The organism is Limnohabitans sp., assembly GCF_030158565.1.
GTDB lineage: Bacteria > Pseudomonadota > Gammaproteobacteria > Burkholderiales > Burkholderiaceae_C > Limnohabitans_A.
Map to the genome: position 1 here is coordinate 32,897 of NZ_JAOASQ010000004.1, position 17,018 is coordinate 49,914.

A 17,018-nucleotide genomic window follows, 5' to 3' on the forward strand; every position below is an offset into this window, starting at 1 on the left:
TCACAACCCTCAGAGGGACCCCATGAGCGATATCGAAGCACGTGTCAAAAAAATCATTGCTGAACAACTCGGCGTTGAAGAGTCACAAGTCACCAACGAAAAAGCCTTCGTGGCCGATCTGGGTGCCGACTCCCTGGACACGGTGGAACTGGTGATGGCACTCGAAGACGAGTTTGGCATCGAGATTCCTGACGAAGACGCAGAAAAAATCACCACGGTGCAAGCTGCGATCGACTACGCCCAAAGCAAGAAGGCCTGATCGACGATGACCCGGCGCCGCGTTGTTGTCACGGGTTTGGGATGCGTCAGCCCCGTGGGCAACACGGTCGCCGATGCATGGTCCAGCCTGCTTGCCGGTCAGTCCGGCATTGGTCCGATCACACGTTTTGATGCTTCAGCCATAGCCTGCCGGTTTGCGGGTGAAGTCAAAAACTTTGATCTCGAGTCCTACATCTCCGCCAAAGAGGCGCGGACGATGGACCGCTTTATTCACTTGGGCATCGCTGCCGCAGCCCAGGCCATTCAAGACTCAGGCTTGCCTACGGGCGAGGCGCTGAGTGAAGAAGAGGCTTGCCGCATCGGTGTGGTGATCGGTTCGGGCATTGGCGGTTTGCCGCTGATCGAAGACACCCACACCGAATACACGGCGCGCGGTGCACGCCGCATTTCCCCATTTTTCGTCCCGGCCTCGATCATCAACATGATCTCGGGCCATGTGTCGATGCGCAGTGGTTTCAAAGGTCCCAACTTGGCTGTTGTGACCGCTTGCACCACAGGTTTGCACAGCATTGGCGAAGCCGGTCGTTTGATCGAATACGGCGACGCGGATGTGATGATTGCAGGTGGTTCAGAGGCTTGTGTCTCGCCGCTGGGCGTGGGTGGCTTTGCGGCCATGCGCGCCTTGTCGACCCGCAACGACGACCCCACTGCAGCATCGCGTCCTTGGGACAAAGACCGTGACGGTTTTGTGCTGGGCGAAGGCGCTGGCGTGATGGTGCTCGAAGAGTACGAACACGCCAAAGCCCGTGGCGCCAAGATCTACGCCGAGCTGGGTGGTTATGGCATGAGCGCTGACGCGGGTCACATGACCGCGCCCAGCATGGACGGTCCCCGCCGCGCCATGATCAATGCCATGCGCAATGCCGGTGTCAACGCTGACCAGATCGATTATCTGAACGCGCATGGCACCTCAACACCGCTGGGTGACATCAATGAAACCAATGCCATCAAGGCGGCATTGGGCGAGCACGCTTACAAAACTTTGGTCAGCTCGACCAAGTCCATGACCGGTCACCTTTTGGGTGGCGCGGGTGGCATTGAGAGCGTGTTCACGGTGTTGGCTGTGCACCATCAAAAAGTGCCGCCGACCATCAACCTGGTCAACCCCGACCCCGAGTGCGATCTGGACTACTGTGCCAACACGGCACGCGATGTGAAAATCGATGTGGCTCTGAAGAACAACTTCGGTTTCGGCGGGACCAACGGCTCTTTGGTGTTCAAACGCATCTGACGAGCCTTCCAGCAAGGTCACCACCATGCACAACGCCCCACCTGTGATTTATCCGGTGGGGCGTTTTGTTTGGGGCGTCCCTTGTATTGGTGCGTTGGCGCTGACCGGTGCTGTGGGCTTGCTGTGCTGGCAGGCCGCGAGCGGTGCCGAGGGACTGACAGTTTGGGGCGCGTGGGCACTTTGGGCTCTCTCGAGCACCTTGGCTGTGAGCCTCGAGGCCAGAGAATCTTCGGCGCAAGGCCATTTGGGCTGGTGCGGGGATGGCTGGAGTTGGCGAGACGCGCATATGCAAGAGCGCGTGGTTCGATTAAGCCTGCTGCTCGATGGTGGTCGATACATGTGGGTGTCCTACCGCATGGCAGACGCGTTTGAAACGCACAATACCTGGCCTCGCATTGCCATCGTCAGACAGACCGACATGCCCTTGGCTTGGCATGGTTTTCGTTGCGCTGTATATTCGCGCCCACTGGGCAATGGGATGACTTCAGACCAAACTCAATGGCCCATGATCATTTGAGACACCAGCGGTCTTGGATGCGCTTGTATGACTTCAGATCAAGGGATGTACCGATGTTGAAAATGGCATTGAAAAAGTGCGCAGTCTCCTTTGTGGGGGCTGCAACGTTGCTGGGCGCGGTGGCCTGCTGGGTGCCTGGTGTGGCCATGGCACAAAGCGCGCAGCCCGTGGTGCGGGGACTGCCTGACTTCACCGAATTGGTCGAGCAGGTGGGGCCCTCCGTGGTGAATATCCGAACGCTTGAGAAGGTGCGTGCCAATGCGGCGGGATCGGGTGCGACCGATGAAGAAATGCAAGAACTCTTCCGTCGCTTTTTTGGCATGCCTTTGCCGAACATGCCTCGGCAGTCGCCCAAACCCAATCGTCCTCAGGCGCCAGAAGAGTCGCAACCTCGTGGCGTGGGCTCGGGCTTCATTTTGAGTTCGGACGGCTTCATCATGACCAACGCCCATGTGGTGGAAGGCGCCGATGAGGTGATGGTGACACTGACCGACAAACGGGAGTTCAAGGCCCGCATCGTGGGCGCTGACAAACGCTCCGATGTGGCGGTGGTGAAAATCCAGGCTTCGGGCTTGCCTGCCGTCAAAGTGGGTGACGTCAGTCGCCTCAAGGTGGGTGAATGGGTCATGGCCATTGGTTCGCCGTTCGGTCTTGAAAACTCTGTCACGGCGGGCATTGTCAGTGCCAAGCAGCGTGACACGGGCGAGTACTTGCCTTTCATCCAAACCGATGTCGCCATCAACCCCGGCAACTCGGGGGGGCCGCTGATCAATATGCGCGGCGAAGTGGTGGGCATCAACAGTCAGATCTACTCACGCTCCGGTGGTTTCATGGGCATTTCTTTTGCGATCCCCATGGACGAGGCGGTGCGTGTGAGTGAGCAGCTGCGCAGCAGTGGCCGAGTGACTCGCGGGCGCATTGGCGTGCAAATTGCGCCGGTGACCAAAGAGGTGGCCGAGTCGATTGGCCTGGGTAAAGCCCAGGGGGCCTTGGTGCGGGGTGTGGAAGAGGGCGCACCGGCTGACAAGGCAGGCATCGAAGCGGGCGACATCATCACCAAATTTGATGGCAAGCCGGTCGAGAAGATGGCGGACCTGCCCCGCTGGGTGGGCAACACCAAACCGGGCACCCGTGCGCCCATCACCGTGTTCCGTCGCGGCAGCAGCAAGGACCTGAGCATCACGGTGGCTGAGATCGAAGCCGATAAAACCGAGGCGCCTGCGGCCGAGAAGAAAACAGCCCCAACCAAAGCCGCCACTTTGGGCTTGGTGGTGAGCGACTTGACGGCAGCGCAGAAGAAAGAGTCGCGTGTTCGCGGTGGTGTGGTCGTGGACAGTGCCAGCGATGCGGCAGCCCGTGCAGGCATTCAGGAGGGCGATTTGATCCTGGCGGTGGCCAATATGGAAGTGGCCAGCGTGAAAGAGTTCGAGTCGGTGGTCAGCAAACTAGACAAGAGCCGCCCTGTGAGTCTGTTGATCCGCCGGGGTGATGGTGCCCAATATGTGTTGATTCGCCCAGGTAAGTGAGCAGCGTGCGGACTTGTCAAGAGTCCCGCTGCTTTGCTGGGTTATTGATCACCCCATGGCGGTGTCATGAATATTTTTTGATGCCACGATTCAAATACATGAATGTGGGTAAATGCTAACTTTGATGGGTTCTCATAACGAATTTGGATAAAATCAAGCGTCTTGACCATGAATTCATGGCATATCAGGCAGGTTCGAATTCACGATGCGAGATTCCCCAAAAGAATCCACCGCTCATTCACAGACCTTCCACAAGTTGTTCCTCGATGTATTCGGTGGCTTGTGAATAAGTTGTGGATAAATTTCATGTTGCAAAGCAGCAACGACCGGTCTGAGGCGATTTTGGGGCTGTACGAATGGGGCAATTTGCCTACAATGAAGTCCCAACTATCGCAGTTGCCATAGATTGTTGGTTCAGGGCGCGTCACACAAAGACGCGCCCTTTTTTCTTTTCCGGATCCTTGATCCTCAAACACTTGCAGACCTTCGTTGATGAATCACATCAGAAATTTTTCGATCATTGCGCACATTGACCATGGCAAATCCACGCTGGCCGATCGCTTGATTCAGCGTTGCGGAGGTCTGGAAGCCCGGGACATGGAAGCCCAGGTGCTGGACTCGATGGACATCGAGAAAGAACGCGGCATCACCATCAAGGCGCAGACCGCAGCACTCCAATACAAAGCCAAAGACGGGCAGGTCTACAACCTCAACCTGATCGACACGCCCGGCCATGTGGACTTCTCTTATGAAGTCTCGCGTTCGCTGTCGGCCTGCGAAGGCGCCTTATTGGTGGTGGACGCCAGCCAAGGTGTGGAGGCGCAAACGGTGGCCAATTGCTACACCGCGCTCGACCTGGGTGTGGAAGTGGTGCCCGTGCTCAACAAGATGGACTTGCCCAACGCCGATCCCGACAACGCGCGTGCCGAAGTCGAAGACGTGATCGGCATTGACGCCACCGATGCGATTCCCTGTTCGGCCAAGACCGGCATGGGCATTGAAGAAATCCTGGAAGCTGTGGTGGCCCGTGTTCCGCCGCCCAAGGGCAACCCCGACGCACCTTTGCGCGCCATGATCATCGACAGCTGGTTCGACAGCTATGTGGGTGTGGTCATGCTGGTGCGCGTGGTCGATGGCCAGCTGCTCAAGAATGAGCGCATCCGCATGATGGCCAGCAATGCCGTTTATGAAGCGGGAAGCTTGGGTGTATTCACTCCGGCCAACGAGCCACGTCAAATGCTGCGTGCCGGTGAGGTGGGTTACATCATTGCGGGCATCAAGGAATTGCAAGCGGCCAAGGTGGGCGACACCGTGACGCTGGAAAAGAAGCTGCCCAACAACCTGGGCCCCGCCACTGACGCGCTGCCGGGTTTCAAGGAAATTCAGCCGCAGGTGTTTGCCGGTTTGTACCCGACCGAGGCCAACCAGTACGATGCATTGCGCGATGCACTGGAAAAGCTCAAGCTCAACGATGCTTCGCTGCATTACGAGCCCGAAGTGTCTCAAGCGCTGGGTTTTGGTTTTCGCTGCGGCTTTTTGGGTCTGCTGCACATGGAGATCGTGCAAGAGCGCCTGGAGCGCGAGTTCGACCAGGACCTGATCACCACCGCGCCCAGTGTGGTGTACCAAGTGGTCAAGCCGGACGGCGAGGTCATCATGGTGGAGAACCCCTCCAAGATGCCCGACCAGGGCAAGCTGCAGGAAATCCGCGAGCCCATCGTCACAGTGCACCTGTACATGCCGCAAGACTATGTGGGCCCGGTCATGACCCTGGCTAACCAAAAGCGCGGTGTCCAGATGAACATGGCCTACCACGGCCGACAGGTCATGCTGACCTATGAAATGCCCTTGGGCGAGATCGTGCTCGACTTCTTTGACAAGCTCAAATCGGTCAGCCGGGGTTATGCCTCGATGGACTACGAGTTCAAGGAATACCGCGCATCCGATGTGGTGAAAGTTGACATCATGCTCAACGGCGAGAAGGTCGATGCATTGTCCATCATCGTGCACCGCACCCAGGCGCAGTACCGCGGTCGCGCCGTGGCCGCCAAGATGCGCGAGATCATTTCGCGCCAGATGTTCGATGTGGCGATCCAGGCGGCCATTGGTGCCAACATCATTGCCCGTGAGACCATCAAGGCCTTGCGCAAGAACGTGCTGGCCAAGTGCTACGGTGGCGACATCACGCGCAAACGCAAACTGCTGGAAAAGCAAAAAGCGGGTAAAAAGCGCATGAAACAGATTGGCTCTGTCGAGGTGCCGCAAGAGGCATTCTTGGCGATTTTGCAGGTGGAAGATTGATGCAGTTTTTGACGTCTTTGGTGTTGGCCGCTTTTGTCGCCTATGCCGGTGCTTGGTATCTGGGCTTCATCGAGGGCAATTTCGCTTTGCTCTTGTTGTTGGCCACGGTCGTGACCGGTATTTACTGGTTGGCGGAACGCTTCGTGTTTTTGCCGCGCCGTGAACAAGCTGCCGCCCAACTGGAAGCCCAGACGGCAGCACGCCGCGCCGAATTGTCCAAGATGGGCATCGAGAAAGTTGACACCGACATCCAAGATGCGCGCGACAAATTGTTGATGCAACCATGGTGGCTGGACTGGACGGCCGGGCTGTTTCCGGTCATCGTGGTCGTGTTCATCTTGCGCTCTTTCTTGTTTGAGCCTTTCAAGATCCCATCGGGCTCCATGATCCCGACGCTGCACATTGGCGATCTGATTTTGGTCAACAAGTTCCATTACGGCATTCGTTTGCCGGTGGCCAACACCAAACTCACCGAAGGCACGCCCGTGCAGCGCGGCGATGTGATGGTGTTCCGCTACCCACCCAAGCCCAATGTGGACTACATCAAGCGCGTGGTGGGTGTACCGGGCGACGAAGTGGCCTATCTGAACAAGAAGCTCACCATCAACGGCCAGCCGATCGAGACCCAGGCTTTGCCCGATTATTTCGACGACTCGACCATGCGGTATTTCAAGCACTTCAGCGAAAAGCTGGGCAGCAAACCGCACCAATCGATCCAGGACAACGACCGTCCGGCTTTTGTGCCGGGTGTGGACCCGTTCCCGCACAGCGAAAACTGCCAATACACCGTTGAAGGTGTGCGTTGCAAGGTGCCCGCCGGTCATTACTTCATGATGGGCGACAACCGCGACAACTCCTTGGATTCGCGCTATTGGGGCTTTGTGCCCGATGCCAACATCGTGGGCAAAGCCTTTTTTGTCTGGATGAACTTTGGCAACCTCAAGCGCATTGGCGCTTTTGACTGAGGTGAGCGTGGCCATTACATCCGCTGTTTCTCCCGCATTGTCTGAATTGCAAATTCGCCTGGGCTACGCTTTTCGCCAGCCAGGCTTGTTGCAGCAGGCCGTCACGCACCGCAGCTTCAGCGCCGACCACAACGAGCGTCTGGAGTTCTTGGGCGATTCGGTGCTCAACCTCTCGGTCGCGCACATGCTGTACACCCAACTGGCCAGCTTGCCCGAAGGCGATTTGTCGCGTGTGCGGGCCAACCTGGTCAAGCAGGACACCCTGCACCAATTGGCCAAAACCCTGGACTTGTCGGTCGTGATGCGGCTGGGCGAGGGCGAAATGCGCTCGGGCGGGCAAGGGCGTCCGTCCATCCTGGCCGATGCCCTTGAGGCGATCATTGGCGCTGTGTACCTGGACGGTGGCTACAAGGACGCGCAAGCGCTGGTTGAACGCCTGTTCGCCCAGGTCGACATCAAACCCGACATGCAGGCGGTGGGCAAAGACCCCAAGACCGAGCTGCAAGAGTGGCTGCAAGGGCGCAAGCTGGCCTTGCCCAAATACACCGTCATCGGCACCTCGGGGGCCGCACACCGCCAGGTGTTTGAAGTCTCTTGCGAAGTGACCGAATTGCGCCAAACCCAACAAGGCTCGGGCGCGTCGCGTCGCGCAGCAGAACAAGCAGCGGCCGAAGCCCTGCTGAAAATCCTCAAATCAGAAAGCGCCGCATGAGCACCGACAAAACCCCTGGCGAAGCCGAGCGCACTGCGCATGAACAAATCGTGCGCCGCCCGGTGCAGATCGCGGGTGTGACCATCCAGCCGCGCGACAGCGCCGAAGCTGCGGCACTGCCTGCCGAGCCGCTGCCCGTGCCCGCAGTGGTTGAAGGCCAGCGCTGCGGCCTGGTGGCCATCGTGGGCAAGCCCAACGTGGGCAAGTCCACCTTGCTCAACGCCTTGGTGGGCCAAAAGATCAGCATCACCTCGCGCAAGGCGCAGACCACGCGCCACCGCATCACCGGCATCCGCACGCAAGGGGCCAACCAGTTTGTGTTTGTGGACACGCCCGGCTTTCAGACCATCCACGGCACGGCGCTCAACAAGTCGCTGAACAAGACCGTGGTGGGCGCCGTGGGCGATGTGGACCTGGTGCTGTTCGTGGTCGAAGCGGGCAGCTTCACCAACGCCGATGCCAAGGTGCTGGCGCTGCTCAAGCCCGGCATCCCGGTCCTGCTGGTGGCCAACAAGCTGGACAACGTGCACCGCCGCGCCGAGATCGCACCCTGGTTGCGCGAGATGCAAGAGCGCCATGCCTTCACCGAGTTTGTGCCCATGTCGGCCAAGCAGCCCAAAGACATCGAGCGCCTGCTGGACATTTGCGAAAAGTACCTGCCCGAGCAGCCTTGGTGGCACGGTGAAGACGAATTGACCGACCGCAGCGAGAAATTCCTCGCCAGCGAAATGGTGCGCGAAAAGCTGTTCCGCCTGACGGGCGACGAGCTGCCTTACACCTCCACCGTGGTGATCGACAAGTTCGAAGAAGAAGCCGGCCGCACCGCCAAGCGCATGCTGCGCATTGCCGCCACCATCGTGGTCGAGCGCGAAGGCCACAAGGCCATGGTGATCGGTGACAAGGGCGAAAAGCTCAAGCGCATCGGCACCGAGACCCGGATGGAACTGGAAAAACTGCTGGACGCCAAGGTCTTCATCGAGCTGTGGGTCAAAGTGCGTTCTGGCTGGGCCGACGACGAAGCCCGCGTGCGCTCCTTCGGCTACGAGTAACTCCATCCTCAATGGCCACCAAGCGGATCGCGGACGAGCCAGCCTATGTGCTGCACCGCTACGACTGGAGCGAAACCAGTCTGATTCTGGAGGTCTTCACCCGCCACCATGGCCGCGTGGCGGTGGTGGCCAAAGGCGCTAAGCGCCCCAGCTCCAGCTTTCGCCCGGTGCTCTTGCCTTTGCAGCCTTTGTCGCTGACCTTCGGTGGCGATGGCGACATCCGCACCCTCAAGTCGGCCGAATGGGTGGGCGGCCACGTCATGCCCACGGGCGAGGCCCTGCTGTCGGGATACTACCTGAATGAACTGCTGATGCGCTTGTTGGTGCGTGACGATCCGCACGCCCGTTTGTTTGAGGTGTATGCCGCTGCTGTGCGCCTGCTGGCCAGTGGCGAGCCCAGCGCGCTGCAATGGGCTTTGCGTGGCTTTGAGCTGATCTTGCTCAAAGACATTGGCCTCTTGCCAGCGCTCAATGCCCAGACGCTGACCCTCAAAGCCGTGATGACGGATGAACACTATGCACTGGTGCCTGAAGCTGGCTTGCAATGGGTGCCCGCCGATGACCGCAACGCCTTGACCGGCGGCCAGTGGCTGGCGCTGCAAGCCGCTTTGGACGATGCGAACCCGATGACCGCATTGGTGCGTGACTGTGCGGACTTGCTGCTCCAATTGCAGCGCCCGATGCGCCTGATGCTCAACTACCATTGTGGTGTGGGCGCTTTGCGCACTCGCCAAATGATGCTGGACCTGCAAACCTTATGAACACTTCTGCCTCTCGCGTGGCCCTGTCGGTCAACGTCAACAAAGTCGCGCTGCTGCGCAACTCCCGCCATTTGGGCATTCCCAGCGTGACCCGTGCGGCCGAGTTGTGCCTGCAGGCGGGTGCACAGGGCATCACGATCCACCCCCGGCCCGACGAGCGCCACATCCGCGCCACGGATGTGACGGAACTGATCGCCTTGATGAAAGCCTGGCCCGACCGCGAGTTCAATATCGAAGGCAATCCTTTCCACAACCTGATGGACCACGTGCGCGCAGCGCGCCCGCACCAGGTGACCTTCGTGCCCGACAGCGAAGGCCAGTTCACCAGCGACCACGGCTGGACCTTTCCGCAAGACGCCGAACGTCTGAAACCATTGATCGACGAGTGCAAGGCCCTGGGTGTGCGCGTGAGCCTGTTCATGGACCCCATCGCTGAGCAGATGGCCGCAGCCCGCGCCGTGGGCGCTGACCGGGTGGAGCTTTATACCGAGCCCTATGCGGCGACGTGGGGAACACCCGACAACGCGGCGCAGTTGCAGCGCTATGCCGATGCCGCCGATGCCGCCACCCAGGTGGGCTTGGGCCTGAACGCCGGGCATGACCTCAACCGCGACAACTTGCCCGTCTTCGTGGCGGCGGTGAAGGGTTTGCAGGAGGTCTCGATCGGCCACGCCCTGATCGCCGATGCGCTGGAGCTCGGTTACGCCGCCACCGTGCAGGTTTATCTGGATGGCCTGAAAAAATGATCTACGGCATTGGCACCGACATTTGCGACATCCGCCGTATCCAGGCCAGCCTGGATCGGCACGGTGAGCGCTTTGCCGCCAAGGTTCTGAGCGAGGCCGAAATGGCCACCTGGAAGGCCCGCAGCGCGCGTTGGCCCGAGCGGGGTGTGCGTTACCTGGCCACCCGCTTTTCGGCTAAAGAGGCTTTCAGCAAAGCCATTGGCTTGGGCATGCGCATGCCCATGACCTGGCGGCTGTGTGAAGTCGGCAAGCTGCCCAGCGGTCAGCCGGTCATCGTGCTGCACGGTGTGCTCAAAGAATGGTTCGAAGCCAAAAACTTGAGCGCCCACATCACGGTGACCGACGAATCCGAATACGCCGCGAGTTTTTGTGTGGTCGAAACCCGGACCTCTTGATTTTTCTTTGTTGACCCTGAACTGCTGAGACACGCATGAGCATCCACGCCCCCCTCATTCTGGACATCGAAGGCCACAGCTTGACCGCTGTGGACCGCAGGCGTCTGGCGCACCCCCTCACCGGCGGCATGATTTTGTTTGGCCGCAATTGGCACAGCCGGGCGCAGCTCAGCGACTTGTGCGCCGAGATCAAAAGCATCCGTCCTGACCTCTTGATCGCGGTGGACCACGAGGGCGGCCGTGTGCAGCGCTTTCGCACCGACGGCTTCACCCATTTGCCCAGCATGCGTGCCATTGGCGAACTCTGGGGCCAGGACGACAAAGGCCAACCTGGCACCGGCGTGCTCAAAGCCTGCGAAGCGGCCACCTCGGCGGGCTTTGTGCTGGCCAGCGAGCTGCGCGCTTGTGGTGTGGATTTCAGCTTCACCCCGGTTCTGGATTTGGACCATGGCGAAAGCGGTGTCATTGGCGATCGCGCCTTTGCCCGCGACCCGCGTGTGGTGAGCCTGCTGGCCCGCAGCCTGATGCAGGGCCTCTTGCAAGCGGGCATGGGCAACTGTGGCAAACACTTTCCCGGGCACGGCGCGGTCAAGGCCGACTCGCATGTGGCGCTGCCGGTGGACAAGCGCAGCCTCAAAGCCATCCTGGCAGACGACGCGCAGCCTTACCGCTGGCTCACCAGCGTGCTCACTGCGGTGATGCCCGCCCATGTGATCTACAGCAAGGTGGACAGCCGCCCGGCTGGCTTTTCGCCGCGTTGGCTGCAAGACATCCTGCGTGCCCAGCTGGGCTTTCAGGGCGTGGTCTGCACCGACGACCTGTCGATGGCTGCCGCCCGCCAGATGGACGGGCGTACCCTCAGCTACACCGAGGCGGTGATCACTGCCCTGCAGGCAGGCTGTGACTTGGCGCTGCTGTGCAACCGCTCGGCTGTGAATGGCGGCGGTGCAGAACTCGACGACGTGCTCGACCAGTTGGCCGAGGCACAAGTCAAAGGCCAATGGCAGCCCAACGAGGTCAGCGAAGAGCGCCGACTGAACCTGCTGCCGCGCTCGCCCGCTCGTGCTTGGGACGAGCTGGTGCGCTCGGCCGATTACATGCAGGCGCTCGACCGCTTGCCTTGACCTGAACAGGACATCTGAATGAACTGGATCGTGCGCATTTTCATGGGTCTTCTGGGACTTGCCTTTCTGGCGGGTCTCTTGGTGGCGCTGGGCCTCTACATCGTGTTCGCCACCGTGCGCTGGTTGCTCACCGGGCGCAAGCCCCAGGTGGTGATGGTCTGGCAGCAGTTCAGCGACCTGCGCAAGGGCGCAGGCTGGGGTGGTCAGCGCGGCTTTGAATCGGGTTTTGAAGCACAACGCCAGGACGACATCGTCGACGTGGAAGTGCGCGAGGTGGTCGACGACGCGCCTCGCCTGCCATCTCAGCGCCGAGGCTGACATAACAGGGGTGTGAACCGCAATTCGCTGGGTGTTGCCTACGCCTATATGGTTTTTGCGGTTAGCCCGATTCATGGCCGTAATGCGGCGTTGCTGCAATTGGTTAAGCACTTGTCAAATGTCGGTTTCCGGCCAAAAGGTGTCGCTGATGTGTTCTCCCTGAAGGCCCGATCCAGGCTGGGAGCGGTCGTCGTGTTCTGTGGTGCGAAAGTCAGAGTTTGCAAAGACCGATCACCGGATGAAAGAGTTAACGATAGGGGGGCATCCACAGCTGCGAAGACTTCGAGAAGGATCTTGTGAATTCTTGGAGTCCGGGCACTTCGTGGACGACCAAGTGCATGCCATCCCATGCAGGGGTGCTGGAGCCCCAGCGGAAAGAACCAACGGCCGACATTCCATGAAAGACCCAACCGTCCGTGGCTTCGGCCACCTGATCGAGGAGACCAGGACCTTCGGACCGAAAGGCTTTCGGAAACACCTGGTGCTCGAGCAGCCCAAGAGCGCGTTCACCAACTCACGCTTAAGTAGATCCCGGGATTCAGCTCGCCGGCGGGAGGTACTGCGCAGTCGGAGTGATCGTGCCCCTCACACCCAACCGATACGCCCGGGCCACCAGCGCTTTGTACTCGGCTTCAGGGATGACCCGGTCACGAGTCAGGATGGATCCCGCGGTCCCGGTCGGGTCGCCGACGATCGCCCAGCTGTAGTCCGGGGCGTAGTCCAGGATCCAGTAGTTGCCCGGCTCGTCCCTGGTGGGCAGGCCGGAGAAGCTCACTTTGTGGCGGGTGTTGGCGGCGTTGACCGGAACCGCTGATCCGGTGATGGTCCACGCCGGCCCGCTTGGTCCGGAGGTGTTCCCGGAATTTTCCACCGTGAAGCTGTCGCCGAGCTGGTAATCGTAGACCGCTTTGACGTTGACGAGCACGACGGACGGGTCTTGTTTCACGCTGCCCTGTTCGTACCACGTGCCCAAGTACTGAGCGATATCAACCGGGGGCGGCGCGGGCAGCACGGTGCCCCCTGTATTGCCAATCACGAGCGGCTGGTTAGCGACGTAGGTGCCGTCGTTGGGATTGCCGTAGATGCCGTAGAAGGGATCAGAGGGCCCGCGCCCTTCGTAGATATCGTTGATCCAGCCAGTGGAGAGCGTGATCGCGGCGCTCATGGCGCTGCCGTCATCGAGCTGAACGCCGACGAACTGGACGGGGTGGAGGGCCACGAGCTGCTCCGTGGTACTGCCCCAATTATTCCCGGCTTGAGGCGGCGAGGCGATCTGGTAGAGCGGGATGCCCAGGGAGTCGAGCTTGGCGAGCGTAGCGGGGAACTGGTCTGGGCGAGCCACGCCATCGAACATCACCACGCCCAGAAGATTCGCGGCGGCGCCGTTGTCTACGGTGCGTGCAGCCACCTCGGCGGCGAAACCGCCGCCCAGACGCTCTCCGGCAAGCAGGAACTTCTGGGGTAGCACCCCCTGATAGCCGGCGGCGTTCGCGCTGATGGCGAGCGCCACACGGTCACCAAGCATCATGTCGGCGACCGCCTGCTGCATGGCCGCGCTGCCGAGATATCGCCCCGGCTGGGTCGGAATCTCGAAGGAGCTGATCACAGGCACCACGACGATGCTGTTGGTCTGGCCCGCGATCTGGGCCGCCAGCGCGGCCAAGTCCGCCGTGTCGCCGCGTTGGAGCCAGACGACGCCTTTGGCCGAGACCGTGCCGTCAGCCTGGGGCGGGAAGTACCAGTCCGCCGACGTCACGAAGAACCCGGGGCTATACGGGATGAAGAGCGAAGATCTGCTGGCTGTCACGCCGTTGTCGAATTGCGGAGAATCGGTTGCAGGCAGGCCATTGCCGCCACACCCGCCCAAACTAAGACACAGCACAGCAACGATTAACAATGAGATTGTCTTTAACATGAGAGAAACCTTGTAGTGTTTGCTCAACTGATAGTTCACTCCAACGAAGGGATTCTGCCTGTTGGTGGGTGCAGCGTGCTCGTCGGCGATGACGACTCTTGGCATTTCACATTGAACATCACGGCCCTGACATCGACCCGCCACTGCCGTGCATAGAAATGAATCATCGATGCCGTTACGTTGAACAGGTCAAGTTGATTATCAGTGAATCGACATGAGTGCGCCAATTTGCCTCGCATTGTGGCATTTCGCGATTGGTTGCTCGGCCAAGTTGTGCATTCAGATTGAACACCTGGACCTAAAGCTGTCGTTGGATACAGAAATTCAAAAGACCGCTTTGGGTCGGTAGCGACTATTGGCCAGAAGCGGTCGTAAGGTAGTTAGGTCTATTGCCGGGGATCATTGCCATCACCTGCGAAGCCATCGCAGACACTGAACGCCGGCTACCCGCCTAAATGAGTTACATGTGGCACCATATTGCGCATGAATCGACAACCCCACGCGCTCCCTAAATCGTTACCTCAAAGTCAAGTGCCTCCCTCACTGACCGAAGAAGCCTATCGACGTATCGAAGAGATGATTGTGACTCTCGAGCTTGCACCGGGCAGCGTGGTTTCGGAGGCCATGCTCAGTGAGCGCATCGGGATTGGGCACACGCCCATTCGTGAGGCCTTGCAACGCCTTGGACGAGAGCATCTTGTCCAAATTCTTCCTCGTCGCGGAGTCGTGGTTACCGCCATCGACGTCGGACATCAGCTTCAGATCCTCGAAACGCGACGTGAGCTAGACCGTTTGATCGCTCGCTCTGCCGCCGCCCGTTCCACCTTGCCTGAGCGGGAGGCTATGACAGCCATTGCGCAAAGCATGGAAGCTGCAGTGAAGTCCGGGGATCTGCTAGCTTTCCTGCATTGGGACAACGAAATGAACAGACTGGCTGCACAAAGCGCTCGCAATATGGTTGCCGCGTCGGCTGTGGCGGCCCTGCATTCTGCTTCAAGGCGTTTCTGGTTCTACCACCACCACGACCAAGCCAATGCGACATTGCGGCTGCACGTGGCACTTGCGCGCGCGATAGCCACGGGTAAAGGTGATAAGGCTGCGGAAGCTAGTGATCGGCTGATTGACGATCTTTTTGAATTTGCCCACAGGACCCTGATTACCCGCACTTGACATCTGGCATACCAGTCACATACCATGAACTCCTGTTCAAGGAGTTTGCCTGTGCGCCTCACCCATCAACAAGTCCAAGCCTATAACCGTGACGGATTCCTCATCCTAGAGGACCTCTTTTCAGCTTCAGAGGTGGCGGCCATGCGAGCCGAGCTTGGGAGGATTCAAGAGGTAGACACCGATCACTTAGTTCGCGAAAACGGCAGTCATATCGCCAAAACCATTTACCGTGTTCACGAGGCAGACGGTCCAACCGCTTCACCTGTTTTCCATGCCGTCGCGCGTTGTCCGCGAATGCTGGAGGCCGCTCAGGATCTGCTCGGCGATCAGCAGCTCTACATCCATCACACCAAATGCAATTTGAAGACTGCAATTGACGGTTCGGTGTGGGCTTGGCACCAAGACTACGGCACTTGGAAGCGCGATGGCATGCCTGAGGCACTTCCAACCACGGCGCTCATCATGCTGGACGAGCCCACTGAAATGAATGGTTGCCTCTACTTCATTCCAGGGAGCCACAAGGAGGGTAGTTTGGAGCCGGAGTTCAACGACGCCACAGGCTACAAGTTCTATGTGACACCCAAGGAAAAGCTCCTCGAAATCATGGAGCGAAGCCCTCAACCAGTTCCGATTGTTGGCAAGCCAGGCACGGTAGTTTTCTTCGATTGCAACATCCTGCACGCATCGGGACACAATTTGTCCCGACACAATCGCTGGGCAATTTATCTGGTCTACAACCCGGTCAAAAACCAGTGTCACGAGGTGCCCAACCCTCGCCCCGATTACGTGCGATCGGTCAACACGAAACCACTCTTTGCAGGAAGCGACAACATCCTCGCAGTCAACATCTCGTTACAGGAGGTCCGATGAACACCCGCCATCAGCGTGTCCTCAGCGATGCGCAAATCAGCAACTATCGCGAAACCGGATACCTCAATCTTCATCAAATACTTGATTCCGAACTGCTTGGCCGACTCATCTCCACCACCGAGCGACTCTACGACGAAGGCTGTTCACTCAAACAAAAGACGAAACATTACGATCTGGAGCCTGAGCACACCCTACAGAATCCACGCATCCGACGCATTTCCAGCCCGACCGAACTTGACTCGGTGTACCTTGAAACTGCCTTTGATTCGATCCTGGGGGACATTGCCGCTGACCTGATCGGAGGGCCGGTCAAGTTCTACCACTCGAAGATCAATTTCAAACTGCCCCACGGGGGTGCCGAGATTGGCTGGCATCAGGACTGGCCAGTATTTCCGCACACCAACACCAATCTTGTGGCCCTAAGCGTGCCGCTGAACGCGTCACGCTCGATCAATGGCTGCCTACAGACGATCCCCGGCAGCCACAAACTCGGACCTCGGAGTCATTGGGAAAAGGGTCTCTATAAGCTCAATTGCAACCACACGATGACCGCCCAAGACTACGCGGATGTGGTTGATAACGAGTTAAACGTGGGAGATGTTGTGGCACACCACGGTCTCGTGGTGCATGGTTCAAGTCAAAACCGATCGGACACCTTGCGCACAACCTACATCATCCAATACGCTGCTGCTGACGCATTTTCCTACACCGCACCGGTTATAGACAGCATGCATCGCAATCAAATGGTCAGGGGCGAACCGGCAACACATGCACGCGTAGAAGCTGGGCTCATCGAATTACCGCCGGATTTTTCTGCAGGATATTCAGGCATTTATGCCCTCCAAACAGCTGCTAAGACCTAGGACCCATTACACAAAGGCTCGGGCAGGCGACCGGTCAAAGCCGACCCGAAGCAGACGCTGACCTGTGCGCAAACAACCTATAAGATTCTGATCAGCGTTCAACGTTGGGCAACGAAATAATGACGAGCGCTGAACTAGGTTCCAGGGCAAGCAGCCATACTGGAGTTCGTTGTTTAGGAACATCAGCTGCCCAGGCAGAAGGATGACCGGACCAGTGGGCTGAGATACCGTTAAGCGGCCCTCGACGCAGTAGATAGTGATATAGCCGGCTACCTT

General features: G+C 59.1%; 17 protein-coding genes. 16 read left to right on the plus strand and 1 reads right to left on the minus strand.

Translation table 11 applies throughout. From position 1 onward, the window contains the following. Positions 1–22: 22 nt before the first annotated feature. From acpP to Q1W40_RS00815, 13 genes are all read left to right on the plus strand, one after another. The gene (gene acpP / locus Q1W40_RS00755) at positions 23–259 is read left to right on the plus strand and encodes an acyl carrier protein (protein ID WP_019427049.1); all 237 of its coding nucleotides are present in this window, start codon (positions 23–25) and stop codon (positions 257–259) included. A 6-nt stretch (positions 260–265) separates the two neighbouring features. Further along, on the plus strand, positions 266–1,510 hold the full coding sequence (gene fabF, locus Q1W40_RS00760; RefSeq protein ID WP_300707857.1) for a beta-ketoacyl-ACP synthase II: 1,245 nt from the start codon (positions 266–268) through the stop codon (positions 1,508–1,510). Between the two features lie 25 nt (positions 1,511–1,535). Beyond that, positions 1,536–2,027: a hypothetical protein gene (locus Q1W40_RS00765; RefSeq protein ID WP_300707859.1), complete on the plus strand. Its 492-nt coding sequence runs from the start codon at positions 1,536–1,538 to the stop codon at positions 2,025–2,027. Between the two features lie 53 nt (positions 2,028–2,080). Beyond that, positions 2,081–3,553 (plus strand): DegQ family serine endoprotease, encoded by a 1,473-nt coding sequence (locus Q1W40_RS00770; protein ID WP_300707861.1) that lies wholly within the window; start codon positions 2,081–2,083, stop codon positions 3,551–3,553. 492 nt (positions 3,554–4,045) lie between these two features. Beyond that, the gene (gene lepA / locus Q1W40_RS00775) at positions 4,046–5,854 is read left to right on the plus strand and encodes a translation elongation factor 4 (protein ID WP_300707863.1); all 1,809 of its coding nucleotides are present in this window, start codon (positions 4,046–4,048) and stop codon (positions 5,852–5,854) included. Next, positions 5,854–6,819, plus strand: a complete 966-nt coding sequence (gene lepB, locus Q1W40_RS00780; RefSeq protein ID WP_300707865.1) for a signal peptidase I — start codon at positions 5,854–5,856, stop codon at positions 6,817–6,819. The genes lepA and lepB overlap by 1 nt, the downstream gene beginning before the upstream one ends. Before the next feature lie 7 nt (positions 6,820–6,826). Then, positions 6,827–7,531, plus strand: a complete 705-nt coding sequence (gene rnc, locus Q1W40_RS00785) for a ribonuclease III (protein WP_300707867.1) — start codon at positions 6,827–6,829, stop codon at positions 7,529–7,531. Next, positions 7,528–8,580 (plus strand): GTPase Era, encoded by a 1,053-nt coding sequence (era, locus tag Q1W40_RS00790; RefSeq protein WP_300707869.1) that lies wholly within the window; start codon positions 7,528–7,530, stop codon positions 8,578–8,580. The genes rnc and era overlap by 4 nt, the downstream gene beginning before the upstream one ends. An 11-nt stretch (positions 8,581–8,591) precedes the next feature. Continuing rightward, entirely contained in the window at positions 8,592–9,341 is a 750-nt protein-coding gene (gene recO / locus Q1W40_RS00795; protein ID WP_300707871.1) for a DNA repair protein RecO, read from the plus strand. Then, on the plus strand, positions 9,338–10,087 hold the full coding sequence (locus Q1W40_RS00800) for a pyridoxine 5'-phosphate synthase (protein WP_300707872.1): 750 nt from the start codon (positions 9,338–9,340) through the stop codon (positions 10,085–10,087). Before recO ends, Q1W40_RS00800 begins: the two co-directional genes overlap by 4 nt. Next, the gene (gene acpS, locus Q1W40_RS00805; RefSeq protein WP_300707874.1) at positions 10,084–10,482 is read left to right on the plus strand and encodes a holo-ACP synthase; all 399 of its coding nucleotides are present in this window, start codon (positions 10,084–10,086) and stop codon (positions 10,480–10,482) included. Before Q1W40_RS00800 ends, acpS begins: the two co-directional genes overlap by 4 nt. Positions 10,483–10,517: 35 nt before the next feature. Further along, positions 10,518–11,606, plus strand: a complete 1,089-nt coding sequence (gene nagZ / locus Q1W40_RS00810; RefSeq protein WP_300707876.1) for a beta-N-acetylhexosaminidase — start codon at positions 10,518–10,520, stop codon at positions 11,604–11,606. 18 nt (positions 11,607–11,624) lie between these two features. Further along, a complete protein-coding gene (locus Q1W40_RS00815; protein ID WP_300707878.1) occupies positions 11,625–11,924 on the plus strand; it encodes a hypothetical protein in 300 nt (99 codons plus the stop codon). A 538-nt stretch (positions 11,925–12,462) separates the two neighbouring features. Here the strand turns inward: Q1W40_RS00815 and Q1W40_RS00820 are convergent. Continuing rightward, positions 12,463–13,866 carry a lipocalin family protein gene (locus tag Q1W40_RS00820; protein ID WP_300707880.1) on the minus strand — a complete coding sequence of 468 codons (1,404 nt, stop codon included), beginning with the start codon at positions 13,864–13,866 and terminating at the stop codon, positions 12,463–12,465. A 456-nt stretch (positions 13,867–14,322) separates the two neighbouring features. Here Q1W40_RS00820 and Q1W40_RS00825 point away from each other — a divergent pair, with 456 nt between their 5' ends. From Q1W40_RS00825 to Q1W40_RS00835, 3 genes are read left to right on the plus strand one after another with little or no spacing between them, the layout of a single operon-like run. Further along, positions 14,323–15,009 carry a GntR family transcriptional regulator gene (locus Q1W40_RS00825; protein ID WP_300707882.1) on the plus strand — a complete coding sequence of 229 codons (687 nt, stop codon included), beginning with the start codon at positions 14,323–14,325 and terminating at the stop codon, positions 15,007–15,009. Between the two features lie 51 nt (positions 15,010–15,060). Beyond that, the gene (locus Q1W40_RS00830; protein ID WP_300707884.1) at positions 15,061–15,879 is read left to right on the plus strand and encodes a phytanoyl-CoA dioxygenase family protein; all 819 of its coding nucleotides are present in this window, start codon (positions 15,061–15,063) and stop codon (positions 15,877–15,879) included. Continuing rightward, a complete protein-coding gene (locus Q1W40_RS00835) occupies positions 15,876–16,742 on the plus strand; it encodes a phytanoyl-CoA dioxygenase family protein (protein ID WP_300707886.1) in 867 nt (288 codons plus the stop codon). Before Q1W40_RS00830 ends, Q1W40_RS00835 begins: the two co-directional genes overlap by 4 nt. The last annotated feature ends 276 nt before the right edge of the window (positions 16,743–17,018 follow it).